Source organism: Paenibacillus sp. OAS669, assembly GCF_014873645.1.
In the GTDB taxonomy this organism is placed as follows: domain Bacteria; phylum Bacillota; class Bacilli; order Paenibacillales; family NBRC-103111; genus Paenibacillus_S; species Paenibacillus_S vulneris.
The window spans coordinates 104,885-119,432 of sequence record NZ_JADBDR010000006.1 but is presented as its reverse complement, the minus strand read 5'-3'; the positions used below and the strand labels follow the sequence as shown (position 1 = coordinate 119,432).

Here is a 14,548-nt window from a genome sequence, read left to right as displayed (position 1 = left end):
TACGTCCGCCTTTGAAGTCCGTGAAGTTACCGCTATAGTTAATCATGCTTCACGGGCTTCAACAGCGGCCGGAGGGGGATACCTCACCGGATTTGTTGGCGATATTTCAAACGCTTAGCTTCACAACCGTCGCAGCCTTCTACATTAATTAGAGGGCTGCGCCTTAATCTCTATGAATCTGAGCACTAAGGATAAGACCGATAGAGAACATATTGATAATTATCGAGGTGCCTCCGTAGCTGATGAAGGGCAGCGTTATCCCCGTCAACGGCATCAGGCCCATGAGCATCCCGATGTTCTCGAAGATTTGAAACAGGAGGACGGCGGACACGCCTACCGCCATAATTCCTGCTATATAAGCAGAGCCGGTGTTCATGAACAGCAGCCTGCTGATCAGGATCAGATAGAGGGCAATGAGTGCCGAGCAGCCGATAAAGCCGAATTCCTCTCCGATGACGGCGAAGATGGAATCGGAGTACGCGAACGGAATGCGTCCGCGGTTCTTGGAGCTGCCCTGCATGAAGCCTTCTCCGCTCAGTTGGCCCGAGCCGATGGCGGTAATCGTTTTTTTGACATGATAGGCTGCATCGTCCGAGGCTTGATCCGGCATTAAATACGTGTCGATCCTTTCCGACCAGTGACCGAGCTTCTTGTCCAGCAAATACCGCTCTATCGAATCATGATAATGAATATAGCTGTAGACAAACGCAATCAGAGAAGCCGCGATGAGGAGAATCAGGAGAAGCATGTGCCTGTATTTCATATTCCCCATCCACAGCATGGCGAAAAGAATAACCAAATAAATGACGGCATTTCCGAGATCCGGCTGCTTCAGTACCAGAATGAAGGGAATTAGAGTCATCAAAGCCATAGGAACGACATCGCGGGTGATTTGCAGAGGGTCATAGTTTTTTTTCTCAAGCAGCTTTACAATAGATAGGATCAGTACGATTTTCATCAGCTCAGCCGGCTGAAAGTTAAACCCGAACGGCAGCTCGAACCAGCCTGTAGCTCCGTTAATTTTGCTGCCCAGCTTATAGACGGCAACCAGCAGGAGCAAGGCAATGCCATAGATGTAGTACGACATCTTGACGACCAAGCGGTAATCCCACAGCGCGGTCACGATGAGCACCACGAAGCCTATGGCGTAATTGATCATATTTTTGATATAAAGATTATGATACTGTTCATCATACGTGGTGGCGCTCTTAATGAGCAGGGTGCTGATGATCATGAACAAGAAAAGAAGAATGAGTATGTGATAGTCCAGTTTTTTGATATTACGAATCATGGCTGTTGCAAATCTCCTTTTGCTGCTTGCTGGTAACCAGCGATCTCCTGAAACGGATAAATTAGTAAGGACGGTTTATTCAGTGTAACATATTATGAAGCGATTATACATTTTTACGCGGGTAGCCCGCGGGCTGAAGGAAAAGGCTGTTCGAAGCCGAAACCATAGAATAAGAACTTGTGACAGGAAAGAGTGAATGTCTTGAAAATCGGCATTTTTGACTCAGGTATCGGTGGAGTCACGGTACTTCACCAGGCGTTGAAGCAGCTGCCTAATGAAGATTATATTTATTACGCGGATACACAGAACGTTCCATATGGCGAGAAGCCGAAGGAAGAAGTCAAACGATATATATTCGAAGCGGTAGATTTTATTGCCCGGCAAGGAGTGAAGGCGGTTGTGATCGCCTGCAATACAGCAACCAGCGTAGCGGTGGAGGACCTAAGGGCGAAGTATGCGTTTCCGGTGCTTGGCATCGAGCCTGCGGTCAAGCCGGCTGTGCAAGCTAGCGAAGCTATGGGCAAAAGGGTGCTGGTGCTGGCCACCTCGCTAACGCTCAAGGAGAAGAAGTTCCATGACCTGGTGGATCGGATTGACAGCCATGCCATTGTCGACAAGCTGCCGCTGCCGAATCTGGTCCAGTTTGCCGAGAGGTATCAATTTCAGGAGGATGACGTCATCCGTTATCTGGAGGATCAGCTCACTCCGTTTGACCTGAAGCAGTACGGTACGGTCGTTCTGGGCTGTACGCATTTTCCTTTCTTTAAAGCAGCCATCAGGAAGCTGTTTCCGGACGATGTGGTGCTGATGGACGGGAGCGTCGGTACGGTGAAGCATTTGAAAAGGGTGCTGGAAGCAAGCGGCCAAACCGGGGATGGAACAGGTCAGGTCACCTTTTATACTTCCGGTGTAAAGGTTGAGGACGGGGTCTTATTGTCCCAATATCATCGGCTGCTGGAAATGCTGTAAACGGGAATAAAATGGAAAGCCCTTAGTCTTTTCCCTGTGTGGGGAAGGCTAAGGGCTTTGCTTTTTGGCATGCGGCATGCGGCATGCGGCTACTTATAAAGAATACTGTCCTTAAGCGTGGCTACATGGGTCAATACTTCATCGATTTTTTCCTCGCCGACGCCAAAATGGGCAAGCGCATCATGAAGATGGCCGACCACGGCATTGAAGTGCTCCGGTTGAAGGTTCATTCCTTCATGGGCTTTTTCCATAGACTTGCCGGAGTATTGATTCGGACCGCCCAACGCAAAGCTGATAAACTTCGCCTGATGCTTCCGCTGCTTTTCCATATCGGTTTTGGTGAAGAAGGAGTTGATCGAATCATCGGCCAAAATTCGGTTGTAAAATTCGTCTACGACCTTGGAAATCGCGTCTTCTCCGCCTAATTGTTCATAAAGTGTGGTTGTCACCTGGCAGTACCTCCCGGTTATTCATTATGTACTTACCAATTCTAGCATTATTAGGACTGGCTGATCTATAGGATAACCTGGCCTCAGCCCATTTATCATGAGCGGTTAGTCCATGCTTTATCCGCGTTATTTCACAGCAAACCAAAGGGAGAAAATATCGATCTAGGTCCATCGTCGGATTTTATCCCTTTGTCATCGTTTCACCGCACTCCATTTTCGACAAAAATCGCATATCCTATATTCATAAGAGAAACCTATGATTTGAACAGGAGGGTTACACCATGGTAAAAAAATCAATGGCAGCCTTGCTTTGCTTGTCATTAGCCTTTACGGCAGCGGCTTGCGGAAACAAGGAGGACGGCGCTAATGGCGGAGGAGCCAGCAGCGGCGGCAAAACGAAACTGACATTCTGGACAGCAGACCGTCATGATGCGGATTATATTAAAGGTCTTGTAGAAAAGTTCAATACGGATAACCCGGATATCGAAGTGGAAATGAGCGTGATGTCGGAGAACTACGTTCAATCCGTCGATCTGGCTTATGCCAGCGGACAAGCTCCTGATATTCTGAATGCCAAATTTGATTTCGTGAACATGGCTCGCAAGCAATACTTCGAACCGCTCGATTCGTTCATGAAGGATGATATGAAAAAACGTTTTGAAGGCACGCTTCGTGACAGCGCCAACATGTATGACGGCAAAATCTACACGCTGCCTAACTACGGAACAACGATTCGTCTCGTGTATAACCAAGAGCTGTTCGAAAAGGCCGGCATCGCGAACCCGCCGAAAACGCTTCAGGAAATGGTGGATGCGGCCAAGAAAATTACGGACATGGGTAAAAAGGACGGCATCTATGGCTTTGCCGAGAACTTCAAAAACCCTACAAGCGCTATGGAGCGTTCCGTACGTAACATTCTCCAAGTTAGCGGCTACGGCGTAGACGGCTACAACTTCAAAACAGGCAAATACGATTTTGCAGGCTATAAAGAGGTTATCTCCGCATTCAAGAAAATGAAGGATGACGGAAGCATGCTGCCAGGCGTGGAATCGATGGATATCGACCCGCTGCGCGCGCAATTTGCCGCAGGTAAAATCGGGATGTACTTGTCCTACTCTGCGGAAATCGGCGTGTACCAGACTCAATTCCCTACCAAAATCAAATGGGCTGCAGCACCGGTACCATCCATTGACGGTACCATCAAAGGTCTTAACGGGATGAACGGAGCTCAATGGCTCGCTATCAGCAGCAGCTCCAAGAATAAAGAAGCGGCATGGAAGTTCGTGAACTACATGTACAGCGAAGAGAACCTGGTGAAATATGCAGAAACAGGTCTTGGTATGCCAGTGCTGCAATCCGTTGCGGAAAAAATGAAAACTCCGGATATCTATGGATATAAAGATTTCGTTCCTAACAAATCCGATGCCATCTGGCCTATCAAACCGAACGTAGACAGCTCGCTGCAAGGCTTGAAATATGCGGATGCGTTCTGGAAATACATCTTGGACGGCAGCGGCGACCTGGACGGCATTATTGCCGACCTGAGCAAGCGCTACAACGATGCTCTGGATAAAGCGGTGAAAGCCGGCGACGTGAAAGTGAATCCGGATCCGAACTTCGATCCTATGAAATTGAAGTAAATCAGGCTGGTTTGTTGAGAGGCGGGACCTTATCTTGATGGGTCCCCTTCTTTTTGCCAAAGTCAATGCTTACGAAGTAAGTTTCACCTTCGGTGAAACTCAGCTTACGCTTACGAAGCAAGTTTCGTCTCCGACGAAACTCAGTAATGCTTACGAAGTAAGTTTCACCTTCGGTGAAACTCAGCTTATGCTTACGAAGTAAGTTTCGTCTCCGACGAAACTCTCAGGAGGGAACATGATGACCAAAAAATCCAGACTGTTAGGGATATCTGCCGTATTCGTACTCCCGAGTCTGCTCCTTACGCTTATTTTCTCCGTATATCCGATCGGATGGGCTATCCGGTATATGTTTTACGACTATAAGGGGTACGGGAAAGAAGTGTTTATCGGACTCGATAATTTCAAGCAGCTGATGCACGACCAATTGTATTGGGATTCGGTGTGGAACACCTTTATTTATGCGGGAGGCAAGCTGCTCATCACGCTGCCGTTGTCCTTGATTCTTGCTGTTATCTTAAACCGGGCGATCCGGGGTCGCCAGTTTTTGCGGGCGGTCTATTTTATGCCGACGGTTATCAGCTCCGCGGTTATGGCGGTTGTCTTCTTCATCGTATTTAACTCCTACAACGGCATATTGAATAAAATGCTGCTGAATCTTCACCTCATTTCGCAGCCAATCGACTGGCTCGGGCAAAAGCATGCGATGCTTACGGTGATTCTGATCGCGGCTTGGGGAGCCTTCGGGAACTATATGCTCCTGTTCATCGCGGGCCTGCAAAGCATTCCTAACGATGTATACGAAAGTGCTTCTCTGGACGGAGCCAACGAGGCTCAAAAGTTCTGGTACATTACGATTCCCATGCTCGGACCTGTACTGCAAATTATTATTATGTACGCGATCATCAACTCGCTGAAGGGCTATGAGAGCATCATGGTACTTACCGAGGGCGGTCCGGTCGGCAAGACGGAGGTTATGTTCTTGTACGTGTACAAGCTGTTCTTCCCGGTATCGACAGGCTCCGGCGTACAGCCGCAATTCGGTTACGGTTCTGCGGTAGGTTTCGTTACGGCCTTGATCGTCGGTCTGATTACGGCGGCCTACTTCTACATTTCCAAACGTCTTAACAAGGTTTATTAATAGGGGAAGGGAGCGAAGACTATGAATAACGCGCCTGCAACCGTACATGCGGGGCAAAAAAGCCGGTCCAAGGCCAGCAAATATACAAGCCAAATCATCCTTTGGGCATTTTTGCTGATTGTCCTTATCGTGACTGTGTTTCCAGTTATTATGGCGATTATCAACTCGTTTAAAACGAATATCGAAATTAACTTAGGCGATACGTTCTTCCCTAAGACATGGGAGTTCAGCAACTACTTGACTGCGTGGAAAAAGGGGAATTTCAGCACCTTTACATGGAACAGCTTGTTTATCAGTATTGTGTCCACCATCGGTACGCTGATCGTCGCTTCCATGGCGGCCTTCGCGGCGAACCGGCTTCCTTTTCCGGGGAAAAAGCTGTTCGTGTTCATTCAATCCGCTACGATGTTTATCTCGATCGGTGCGGTCGTGCTTCGTCCGCAATACGATATCATGGTTTCCCTCGGCTTGAACAAAACGCTGTGGGGCGTCGTTATTATCCTTATTGCCGCCCATGCTTCGACCTTCTTTATTCTGCTCGGGTTCTTCCAAGGGATTCCGAAGGAATTGGATGAAGCGGCGATGCTGGACGGCTGCGGGTACTTCCGCATCTACTGGCGGATCGTTCTACCGCTCGTGGCTCCAGGTCTTGGCGTATCGGCACTGTTTGCCTTCCGTCACGGCTGGAACGAATATATCCTGCCGCTTGTCTTCACGATGAGCTCGCCGAAGCTGCAGCCGTTGACCGTAGGTCTTGCAAATCTGCGCTACGGCACAGGCGATGCCGCTCAGCTCAACCTGATGCTGGCCGGTGCCTGTTTGTCCATCCTGCCGATTCTGGTCGTCTACGCCTTGGCGAACAAATCGTTTATGCAAATGTCCGCAGGCTCCTTAAAAGGATAAAGCCATGCTTGCAGCAAAACGCTCTTTCCAAGCTTTTTAGGAAAGAGCGTGAGTCTGTTGAAAAACCTATAGAGCTCGAACTATTGCCAATATACTCCGATGGGGCATGCCCCTCCAGCCGCTATTGAAACCCGTGAATTGGATCAGGTTTAGCGGTATTTTCACGGGTTTCAAAGGCGGACGTAAACTCCTCCGGGGCATACCCCACCTCCATATGCAGCATAGTTCACGCAAAACAGGGTTTTTCAACAACCTGCCGCTCTTTCCAGGCTTTCTAGGAAAGAGCGTTTTTTTCGTCACGAGTGTTCTTAAGCGGCAGCTTGACGGTAAAGGCTGTGCCTTCGCCCAAACGGCTGTGCACTTGGATAGAGCCCTGGTGGCGCTCGATGATGTTCTTGACGATGGAGAGCCCGAGACCACTGCCTCCGGCTGACCGCTGCCGTGCCTTATCGGCTTTGTAGAAGCGCTCGAAGATATGCTCCTGATCCTCCGGGGAAATGCCAATGCCCGTATCCGATATGCGAATCACGGCATCGCCATCCTGCCGGGTCAAATGAATCCCGATCGTGCCGTCCTTCGGGGTGAATTTGATGCTGTTGTTAATCAGATTCACCCATACCTGACTCATCATATCTTCATCTGCTTCCACAACAACCTCATCTAGAGATACATCCATATCCAGGTTCTTGTTAACCCATTGAGGCTCGCATGCAAGCACGAGCCTGCGAAGCTGTTTGTCCAGCCGGTAAGGCTTGGGCTCGAACGGGTGGTGCCGCGACTCGAGCGAGGTCAGCTTGAGCAGATTATCGCTCAGCTTGGACAGACGGGTGCTTTCGGTCTCAATGATCTCAAGATAATGCCTCCGCTCGTCGGCACTCAGCCGCCCGTTATGAAGGGCGCGGGCGAAGCCGGTAATGGATGTCAGCGGGGATTGAATCTCGTGCGAGACGTTCGAGATAAACTCCTGCCGCATCTGCTCGATCTGGTTCAATTCGACCGCCATGTGGTTCAGGTTTTCCGCCAGCTCTCCCCATGGGCCATGGTCCTTGCGCGTTTCGAAGGTGACGTTGAAGTCCCCTTTGGCTATTTTCCGGATGGCATCGATCATTCGTTTCAAAGAAAGCATCTGCTGCTTTCGCTTCGGGGATGCGAGCAAAGCAAGCAGGAGAAACAGAAGCAAGTCGACGATGACCGTGACGAGCTGCTTGCCGTAATCATGAAACAAGCTTTCCGTATCCGCCTGGATAAAGAGGGCATAGGAACGGCCTGCAATCGAGATGGGTTGGCCGGTGATAGCCAGACCCGGCCGGAATATGTTCTTGCGCTCCATATACTTCATCTCGGTGCCGGACAGCACCCGGTCGACCTCGGTCCGATCGAGGGACGAGGCGAACAAAACGGCCGGCGCTCCGCCAAACTCCAGCTTGCGGCCCGAATCATCGACGAGAACGAGCCGCTCCTGCTTGAGGACCGCGAGCTCTTCCATCAAGCCGTCCCAATTGCCGGCATGACTGTCGGCGAGAAGGGCTATCGTCCTCCCGTCACTCAGCATCTCGTCCCATATGGCTTCCTTGCCGCGCCAATCGTAATAATAAGCGGTCAGCAGCGAAGCTATCGTCCACAGCGCAATGGACACGGTGAGGAAGAGTGTCATGCCGAAAGCCACGCTTAGGACGAATTTTTTTCGCGGTTTCATGATAGATCCTCCAGCCGATAGCCGAGCCCGCGGATCGTATGAATCTTGAAGCCGTATTGGTCCTCCGGAAACCTCTCGCGAAGCCGATTGATATGGACGTCCACGGTCCGTTCATTGCCTTCAAAATCATAACCCCACAGCTGCTCGATAAGCTGTTCGCGAGAGAAGGTTTTGCCCGGATAGCTGCCCAGCTTGAACAGCAGCTCAAATTCCTTTAAAGGCAGCGTCATGCTCTCGCCGTCTGCAATAAGCTCGTACGTCTTGCGGTTCATTGACAGCTTGCCGAATTGGATGGTCTGGGAGGAGGCGATGCGGTATCGCTTGAGCAGCGCCTTCACTCGGACGACCAGCTCCAGCGGATCGAACGGCTTTACCAAATAATCGTCTGTGCCGAGCTCGAATCCTTTGACCTTCTGGGCCGTTTCGCCTTTGGCCGTGAGCATAAGAAGGGGGAGCTCGTAATGCTCTCTTAGCTCGCGGCACAGCTCCCAGCCGTCCATATTCGGCATCATGATATCCAGAATTACCATATCGACAGTAACGGATTCCAGCAAGGCAAGCGCTTCTACGCCGTCCGAGGCTTCTATCACCTCGAATCCCTCTCCGCTCAGAAACACCCGCACCAGCTCGCGGATATGCGAATCGTCATCGACAATCATTAATTTGGCCATCTTCCCAGCCTGCCTCCTTTGTGCAATAACCACCAACGGTTCGAACGGGATAAGGAATAATCTTGGCAATATCATATATCAGTTCCTCGGTTTATGCGAGATCGGGAGAGGAGAGGGCCTCTTTCGGGCCCGCCTTACCCGGATCTTTCATTATGGTCGGCTTCGCCGTTGACACCGTAGGGTCAAGAGCAGCCAGCAACAGCCCGAGCAGCCAATCGGTCAAAGTCAGCTCCAGGCTTGGTTTTGCAGTCGACATTCACGTATCCGCTCCTTTGTTTTTTGCTAAGAACAGAATACGAAACTTTTTTAAACGGAATATAAACGGAATGTATTGGATGCCCAAGAGGATATGTTCCCAAAGCAAAAAGGATTACCCTGTTGCGCAGGCAATCCTTTTTTAGTCGAGATGAAATGAGGCTGGAAGGATGAAGACCGTGCTTTAATAGTAAAGCCTTTGCCGGGACGGCGGATAAGAGGGCTGGGCCGAATAACAGGCCGGGTAAGGGAGAATATTTTGAATCTGGCTGAGCGGGTAATGCTTCGTTGCGAATTGGGTATGGTACAAATATTCCATAAGGTATATCTCCCCGCCGCTGACGCTGCACAAAATCCCCGATACCCCTTGCCCGTTGGTCAATGAGACGCCGACCGGTTTACCTATCAAGTAATGTATGCTTTGCTGCCAGGACATTACGAATCCCCTCCGTATGGTTAGAATATGAAGGGGCTGGATGCAGGGTGACTCGCCTAGTGAACAGACCAGGCTAAGGCGGTCTTTTGCAAACGGCAGTCAGGAAGGATGCTGCTTAATCTCGATGAGAATGCTATCTCTGCCGCACCGCTCCATCTCTTGGACCGTCTGGATCAGCTTGATGGCGGCATTCCATTTCTCCTGCTCGATAGCGGATAAAATAATTTCTTTCATATCACGTTTGGTCGTGAGGTTATACTGCATTCGCATCGCTCCCTGTAACCGGTTTCTTTCCTGTTTGTTATTATTTCCACCAAACGGTTTTTTCAATCTTCAACAAGCAAAAAGACGGCCGCCCGCGGGGCAGCCGCCTTCTAAATTAAAATTGAACGATCAAATGGCTGAGCGAGCCGTATTGATAGTTTTGATGCAGCAGTTTGGCCTTCTTGCGGGTATCCCCTGCACCCATCGCGATAAAGACCGGAAGGAAATGCTCGTAGTCGGGCGTTGCCACCTTCGCGTAAGGACCCTGCTTCAAATAATCGAACAAGGCTGCGGTATCCCAGTCCTGCATGCGGCCGATGAGCCAATCGTCGAATTCTTTGGCCCAACTGTCGGCTTGCTCCGGCTTGCCGAAGTCCATGGCGCGGAAGTTATGCACGGTCGCGCCGCTGCCGATGATGACGACGTTCCTCTGGTCGCTAAATTCCGCCAAGGCTTGCCCGATACGATATTGCTGCTCCGGGGGCAGCAGCGGATTGACGGAGAGGGCGATCACCGGAACATCGGCCTCTGGATACATGTGCCGCAGCACGACCCAGGATCCATGGTCGAGTCCGCGGACGGTGTTGCGGGCTGCCGGGATGCCGGCCGCCTCGAACAAGCCATGGAGCTCATCAGCGATGCTGACCGAACCGCGCGCCGGGTATACGACCCGGAACAGCTCATCCGGAAATCCGCCGAAATCGTAAATCGTTTCGTAGACTTGATCCGTTGACGCAAGCTCTTGCTGGCGGCTTACCCAGTGGGCCGAGAACAAAATAACCGCTTCCGGCTTGCCCAGCCGCTCACCCAGCTGACGGAGCTCCCGGGTGTAAGGGAGATCCTGAATCGCCAGCATAGGCGATCCATGACCGATAAAAAAGGATGTTCCCATGTTCTTGAAGCCTCCTCCAATTAAGATTGGGTTGCATTTGCAGAACGTCCGAACAGGCGGTCGATTCCCCAGCCTTTTTTCGGTTCGACGCTTAAGAAGAGAGCGATCAGCATATAAGCCAGCTCAAGCTCGAAGCCCGGAGCCTTGCCGTCTCCGAGAAGACCCATCGGCAGCTTGGTGCTGATAATGGCGCCGGCCATCAGCAGAATATAAGCGATTGATATATAACGGGTTGCGAAGCCGACGATGATAAGGATCCCCCCGATCAATTCGAGGAGGGCAACCACATACCCCAGCTGGCCAGGCAGCCCGATGCTGTTGAACCAGCCCGCCACATTGCTTAACCCCATTTGCAGCTTTGCTATACCATGAGCCATGAACATTACACCGAATAGGATGCGTACGATCGTATGAATAATACTTCCTTTTGGCACAAACATTCTCTCCTTTTAACTATAAATTTGTAAGTTACTTTAAATAAAAAATAACATGTTTGCCGCGGAGCGTCAAGAAGAAATATTTATCATACAAATATAATATTTATATTATTAATAAATCAGTCGCCTCCGCGAATGTCTCCACTAGAAAAAACAAACCTAACCTCTTAAGTTTGTTCATTGTTGAATGGTTCTCCGGGATGCCATAATAAGCATGTAGCAAGGAGAATCGATGTGAGGGGGAGCACTAATGAGGAGAATGCGTAAGGTCCATCTGGCTTTGACCGGAACGCTGGTATTAAGTCTTGCGGCATGCGGGGGAGGGGGCAGCCCGGCGCCGGGTCAAACGAATCAGGGGGGCGGCTCCGGCGATACCGCCAAAGATAAGGAGAAGCAGTCTGCGGTCACCGTCACCTTTCAAAATATATATCCGGATCCGACGACCCCAAAATATAAAGTAGTCCATAAAATTGTAGCCGATTACATGGCAGCAAATCCGAACATTAAAATTGAGCTGGACTCTCTGAACACGGACCAGCAGAAGCTGAAGCTCAAAACCCAGGCAGCCTCCAAGGAGGTTCCGGATATTACGATGGTGAATCCCAGCGCGCAAATGAAGCCGTTCGTAGATGCCGGCCTGCTGGCGCCTTTGAACGATGTGCTGGATAAGAACGGGCTGAAGGACACGTTCCAGAAGGGCATTCTGGATTATTACACCTTCAATAACAACGTATACGCTTTCCCGGACGGCAACAACCTTGGGGTCATCTATTACAATAAGGAGCTCTTCGCCCAAGCCGGCGTTGAGGTGCCCAAGACGTTCGAGGAATTGGTGGACGTATCCAAAAAATTAAAGGCAAAAGGGATTACACCGATTTCCATCCCCGAGAAAGATACATGGACCGGCTCCTTCTTATTTATGAACATGGTGCTGCGGACGAACGGCGGACCGAATTTCTTGAAGGATGTTATGGATAAGAAGAAAACATTCAACGATCCGGCGTTTGAGCTGGCTGTTTCCAAGCTTCAGGACCTCATCCAAGCCGGCGCCTTCCAGGAAGGGGCAACCTCGTTCGACTATAATGCAGGCGAAAACCTGTTCCGCAGCGGTAAAACCGCCATGTATTATATGGGCACCTGGGCAACGGGAAGCATCGACGACTCATCGATCAAAAGCAAGGTCGGCGTGTTCAAGTTCCCGACGGTGGACGGAAAAGGAAATCCGGATCAATACATGCTGGCTCCGGGCAGCGGCTTCGCCGTATCGGCTAACAGCAAGCATTTGAAGGAAACGAAGGATTTCTTGAATTATTTCATGGTGAACTTCCCGAAAGTATCGTTTGAATTGAACAATGCAGTCGGTCTGGCGCAAAAAGTAGACGGCGATTTCAAAGCCGCGGGCTATTCGCAGCTGTCTATCGATGTGCTGGAGCTGTTTAAAACGGTACAGGGCGGGGATTTGGCCTTCGACAACACGATGAACCCGGGAGCAACTCAAGCTCACTTGACCAGCATTCAAAACCTGTTCGTCCAGAAAAAGGATCCCAAGGAAGTAGGGAAGGAGCATCAAGCGGCCTTCGAGGCGAACAACAAATAAAACGAAGCTAGGTGGGAAGGGAACCGGGAAGTTGGACGGTTCCCTTTATCCTTAGACAAGGAGGATGTTACAGTTGAACGCACTAAGGGTTCCGAAATGGACCATCGCTTTATTCGTGCTCCCTTGCTTACTCTTGTATGTGCTGTTGGTTTTTATTCCGATTCTCGTCTCCTTTTACAGCGGCTTGCTGGATTGGAACGGAATTGGCACGTCGGAGTTTATCGGTCTGGACAATTTCAAGACGATGTTTAGGCAGGACCCGGTTTTTTGGCCCTCTGTCGGAAGAACACTGCTGTTCGCTTTATTTTCGATGGCGGAGATTCCCATTGCGCTGTTCATTGCCATCTTGATCAGCCGTTTCGTCCGCAAGCCGAATTTCTGGGTATCGAGCTACTTTTTGCCTGTTATCCTGTCGGTTGTCGTGATAGGGCAGCTGTGGAAAACGATCTATAATCCCGCATCGCTTGGCGGCATGCTGAATCAGGTTCTTATCTCCGCTGGCCTCAAGGATTGGACCCGGGAATGGATTTCCGACCCGAAGGTCGCCATTTTCTCTCTTTTTTTCGTAGCCTTATGGCAGTATCTCGGTTACCATGTGCTGATCCAGTTTACGGGGATACAAAATATTTCGGCAGACATTTACGAGGCCGCTCGTATCGACGGCGCTGAAGGGCTGACTGCTGACCGTTACATTACGCTGCCTATGGTGCTGCCGATTTTTAAAATATCGATTGTTCTCTCCGTCATTGGATCCTTGCAGTCGTTCGACCTGATTATGGTCATGACTGCGGGAGGACCGGGCCACGCGACAGACGTCATATCGACCCATATGTACAACATGTCCTTTTTATCCATGAAATATGGCTACGGAAGCGCTCTGGCGTCCTTCCTCGTCGTAGAATGCCTTGTCGTGACCGTCCTGTTGAATGCCGTGTTCCGCTGGCTGGAAAATAAGTATGCTTAATTGAGAGGAGAGCCCGCTATGAGCTCCATAACCGGTAGAGTCACTGTTCCGAGCACCGTGAAAGCCCGCCGAAGCCGGTTTTCGGCAGGCAAAGGCCTCGTCATGGTGCTGCTGTCCGTGCTGTTCGTCACACAGATTTATCCGCTTGTCTGGCTGCTGCTCTATTCACTGAAGACCAATGAAGAAATATTAAGCGGAAGCTTCTTCTCGCTTCCGCAGTCGCCCCAGTGGCATAATTTTAAGGACGCCTATGTTTCGGGGAATTATCTGAGGTATTTGTTTAACAGCTTTTTCGTCACATCGGTAACGATGCTGACGGTCATCGTGCTTTGCTCGATGGTCGCGTATGCGATAACAAGGTTCCGGTTCCGTTACGGGAACGCAGTGATGCTGGTGTTCCTCGTCGGGATCATGATACCGCTGCAAGCGACGCTGCTGCCCAATATGATCATTTTTAAGCACCTGGGCATTCTGAATACGTATTTGGCATTGATATTGCCGTACATTTCCTTCTCCACGCCGATTGCCGTCTTCGTTCTGTCCGGCTTCATGCGATCGATTCCGGTGGAGATCGAGGAATCCGCCATTATGGACGGTGCGAGCATCCTTCGGCTGTTCCGCAGCATTATTTTGCCGATCTCCGTACCGCCTATCATGACCGTCTGTATATTAACGTTTATCTCGGTCTGGAACGAGTACATTATGGCGGCCACGTTTATCTCGTCCCAGAAGCTTAAAACGCTGCCTTTCGGCGTCTATAGCTTTGTCAGCCAATACTCGGCCAACTACGGAGCTATCGGAGCCTTTCTCGTCATGGGGGCCGTGCCGGTTGTCATCATCTATTTCCTCCTGTCGGAGAAAATTACGAAGGGAATGGTCGCCGGAGCCGTTAAAGGATAGAGATTACAAAATTTCCTTGTATCGCACGGGGGCATCTGCTCAAACA

General features: G+C 50.4%; 16 protein-coding genes. 7 read left to right on the top strand and 9 right to left on the bottom strand.

Annotation, left to right across the window (positions count from 1 at the left end; all coding sequences use genetic code 11):
* Positions 1–163 precede the first annotated feature (163 nt).
* A complete protein-coding gene (locus GGC63_RS15015) occupies positions 164–1,291 on the bottom strand; it encodes an FtsW/RodA/SpoVE family cell cycle protein (protein ID WP_225948233.1) in 1,128 nt (375 codons plus the stop codon).
* A gap of 201 nt (positions 1,292–1,492) precedes the next feature.
* On the opposite strand from GGC63_RS15015, the gene murI reads away from it, so the two are divergent.
* Positions 1,493–2,260 (top strand): glutamate racemase, encoded by a 768-nt coding sequence (gene murI / locus GGC63_RS15010; protein WP_192702994.1) that lies wholly within the window; start codon positions 1,493–1,495, stop codon positions 2,258–2,260.
* An 89-nt stretch (positions 2,261–2,349) separates the two neighbouring features.
* Here the strand turns inward: murI and GGC63_RS15005 are convergent, their stop codons facing one another.
* Positions 2,350–2,709: a group I truncated hemoglobin gene (locus GGC63_RS15005; RefSeq protein ID WP_192702993.1), complete on the bottom strand. Its 360-nt coding sequence runs from the start codon at positions 2,707–2,709 to the stop codon at positions 2,350–2,352.
* Positions 2,710–2,990: 281 nt separating this feature from the next.
* Between GGC63_RS15005 and GGC63_RS15000 the strand changes: the two genes are divergently transcribed.
* The 3 genes from GGC63_RS15000 to GGC63_RS14990 all read left to right on the top strand — a co-directional run bounded on the left by GGC63_RS15000 (position 2,991) and on the right by GGC63_RS14990 (position 6,390).
* Entirely contained in the window at positions 2,991–4,349 is a 1,359-nt protein-coding gene (locus GGC63_RS15000; RefSeq protein ID WP_192702992.1) for an ABC transporter substrate-binding protein, read from the top strand.
* A gap of 238 nt (positions 4,350–4,587) precedes the next feature.
* The gene (locus tag GGC63_RS14995; protein WP_079911173.1) at positions 4,588–5,487 is read left to right on the top strand and encodes a carbohydrate ABC transporter permease; all 900 of its coding nucleotides are present in this window, start codon (positions 4,588–4,590) and stop codon (positions 5,485–5,487) included.
* Between the two features lie 21 nt (positions 5,488–5,508).
* Complete coding sequence (locus GGC63_RS14990) at positions 5,509–6,390, top strand: carbohydrate ABC transporter permease (RefSeq protein WP_079911172.1); 882 nt, start codon at positions 5,509–5,511, stop codon at positions 6,388–6,390.
* 274 nt (positions 6,391–6,664) lie between these two features.
* Here the strand turns inward: GGC63_RS14990 and GGC63_RS14985 are convergent, their stop codons facing one another.
* The 7 genes from GGC63_RS14985 to GGC63_RS14955 all read right to left on the bottom strand — a co-directional run bounded on the left by GGC63_RS14985 (position 6,665) and on the right by GGC63_RS14955 (position 11,038).
* Positions 6,665–8,086 (bottom strand): sensor histidine kinase, encoded by a 1,422-nt coding sequence (locus GGC63_RS14985; protein WP_225948232.1) that lies wholly within the window; start codon positions 8,084–8,086, stop codon positions 6,665–6,667.
* Positions 8,083–8,757 carry a response regulator transcription factor gene (locus tag GGC63_RS14980; protein ID WP_079911171.1) on the bottom strand — a complete coding sequence of 225 codons (675 nt, stop codon included), beginning with the start codon at positions 8,755–8,757 and terminating at the stop codon, positions 8,083–8,085. The genes GGC63_RS14985 and GGC63_RS14980 overlap by 4 nt, the downstream gene beginning before the upstream one ends.
* A 91-nt stretch (positions 8,758–8,848) precedes the next feature.
* Positions 8,849–9,013, bottom strand: a complete 165-nt coding sequence (locus tag GGC63_RS14975) for a hypothetical protein (protein WP_192702991.1) — start codon at positions 9,011–9,013, stop codon at positions 8,849–8,851.
* 183 nt (positions 9,014–9,196) lie between these two features.
* The gene (locus GGC63_RS14970; protein ID WP_192702990.1) at positions 9,197–9,448 is read right to left on the bottom strand and encodes a hypothetical protein; all 252 of its coding nucleotides are present in this window, start codon (positions 9,446–9,448) and stop codon (positions 9,197–9,199) included.
* Between the two features lie 99 nt (positions 9,449–9,547).
* Positions 9,548–9,712 (bottom strand): hypothetical protein, encoded by a 165-nt coding sequence (locus GGC63_RS14965; RefSeq protein WP_179136035.1) that lies wholly within the window; start codon positions 9,710–9,712, stop codon positions 9,548–9,550.
* Positions 9,713–9,827: 115 nt separating this feature from the next.
* Positions 9,828–10,604 carry a DODA-type extradiol aromatic ring-opening family dioxygenase gene (locus tag GGC63_RS14960; RefSeq protein ID WP_192702989.1) on the bottom strand — a complete coding sequence of 259 codons (777 nt, stop codon included), beginning with the start codon at positions 10,602–10,604 and terminating at the stop codon, positions 9,828–9,830.
* Positions 10,605–10,624: 20 nt separating this feature from the next.
* Positions 10,625–11,038, bottom strand: coding sequence for a DoxX family protein (locus GGC63_RS14955; protein WP_256865371.1), 414 nt, complete (start codon positions 11,036–11,038; stop codon positions 10,625–10,627).
* 253 nt (positions 11,039–11,291) lie between these two features.
* On the opposite strand from GGC63_RS14955, the gene GGC63_RS14950 reads away from it, so the two are divergent.
* The 3 genes from GGC63_RS14950 to GGC63_RS14940 all read left to right on the top strand — a co-directional run bounded on the left by GGC63_RS14950 (position 11,292) and on the right by GGC63_RS14940 (position 14,502).
* Positions 11,292–12,638: an extracellular solute-binding protein gene (locus GGC63_RS14950; protein WP_192702988.1), complete on the top strand. Its 1,347-nt coding sequence runs from the start codon at positions 11,292–11,294 to the stop codon at positions 12,636–12,638.
* A 73-nt stretch (positions 12,639–12,711) separates the two neighbouring features.
* Entirely contained in the window at positions 12,712–13,602 is an 891-nt protein-coding gene (locus GGC63_RS14945; protein WP_192702987.1) for a carbohydrate ABC transporter permease, read from the top strand.
* A gap of 102 nt (positions 13,603–13,704) precedes the next feature.
* Positions 13,705–14,502: a carbohydrate ABC transporter permease gene (locus GGC63_RS14940; protein WP_225948250.1), complete on the top strand. Its 798-nt coding sequence runs from the start codon at positions 13,705–13,707 to the stop codon at positions 14,500–14,502.
* The last annotated feature ends 46 nt before the right edge of the window (positions 14,503–14,548 follow it).

What these genes read in the sequence shown, in the direction of transcription:
- GGC63_RS15015 (WP_225948233.1), bottom strand. Translation starts at nt 1,291, where the DNA reads ATGATTCGTAATATCAAAAAACTGGACTATCACATACTCATTCTTCTT.
- GGC63_RS15000 (WP_192702992.1), top strand. Translation starts at nt 2,991, where the DNA reads ATGGTAAAAAAATCAATGGCAGCCTTGCTTTGCTTGTCATTAGCCTTT.
- GGC63_RS14995 (WP_079911173.1), top strand. Translation starts at nt 4,588, where the DNA reads ATGACCAAAAAATCCAGACTGTTAGGGATATCTGCCGTATTCGTACTC.
- GGC63_RS14990 (WP_079911172.1), top strand. Translation starts at nt 5,509, where the DNA reads ATGAATAACGCGCCTGCAACCGTACATGCGGGGCAAAAAAGCCGGTCC.
- GGC63_RS14985 (WP_225948232.1), bottom strand. Translation starts at nt 8,086, where the DNA reads ATGAAACCGCGAAAAAAATTCGTCCTAAGCGTGGCTTTCGGCATGACA.
- GGC63_RS14980 (WP_079911171.1), bottom strand. Translation starts at nt 8,757, where the DNA reads ATGGCCAAATTAATGATTGTCGATGACGATTCGCATATCCGCGAGCTG.
- GGC63_RS14975 (WP_192702991.1), bottom strand. Translation starts at nt 9,013, where the DNA reads ATGTCGACTGCAAAACCAAGCCTGGAGCTGACTTTGACCGATTGGCTG.
- GGC63_RS14970 (WP_192702990.1), bottom strand. Translation starts at nt 9,448, where the DNA reads ATGTCCTGGCAGCAAAGCATACATTACTTGATAGGTAAACCGGTCGGC.
- GGC63_RS14965 (WP_179136035.1), bottom strand. Translation starts at nt 9,712, where the DNA reads ATGCAGTATAACCTCACGACCAAACGTGATATGAAAGAAATTATTTTA.
- GGC63_RS14960 (WP_192702989.1), bottom strand. Translation starts at nt 10,604, where the DNA reads ATGGGAACATCCTTTTTTATCGGTCATGGATCGCCTATGCTGGCGATT.
- GGC63_RS14950 (WP_192702988.1), top strand. Translation starts at nt 11,292, where the DNA reads ATGAGGAGAATGCGTAAGGTCCATCTGGCTTTGACCGGAACGCTGGTA.
- GGC63_RS14940 (WP_225948250.1), top strand. Translation starts at nt 13,705, where the DNA reads ATGGTGCTGCTGTCCGTGCTGTTCGTCACACAGATTTATCCGCTTGTC.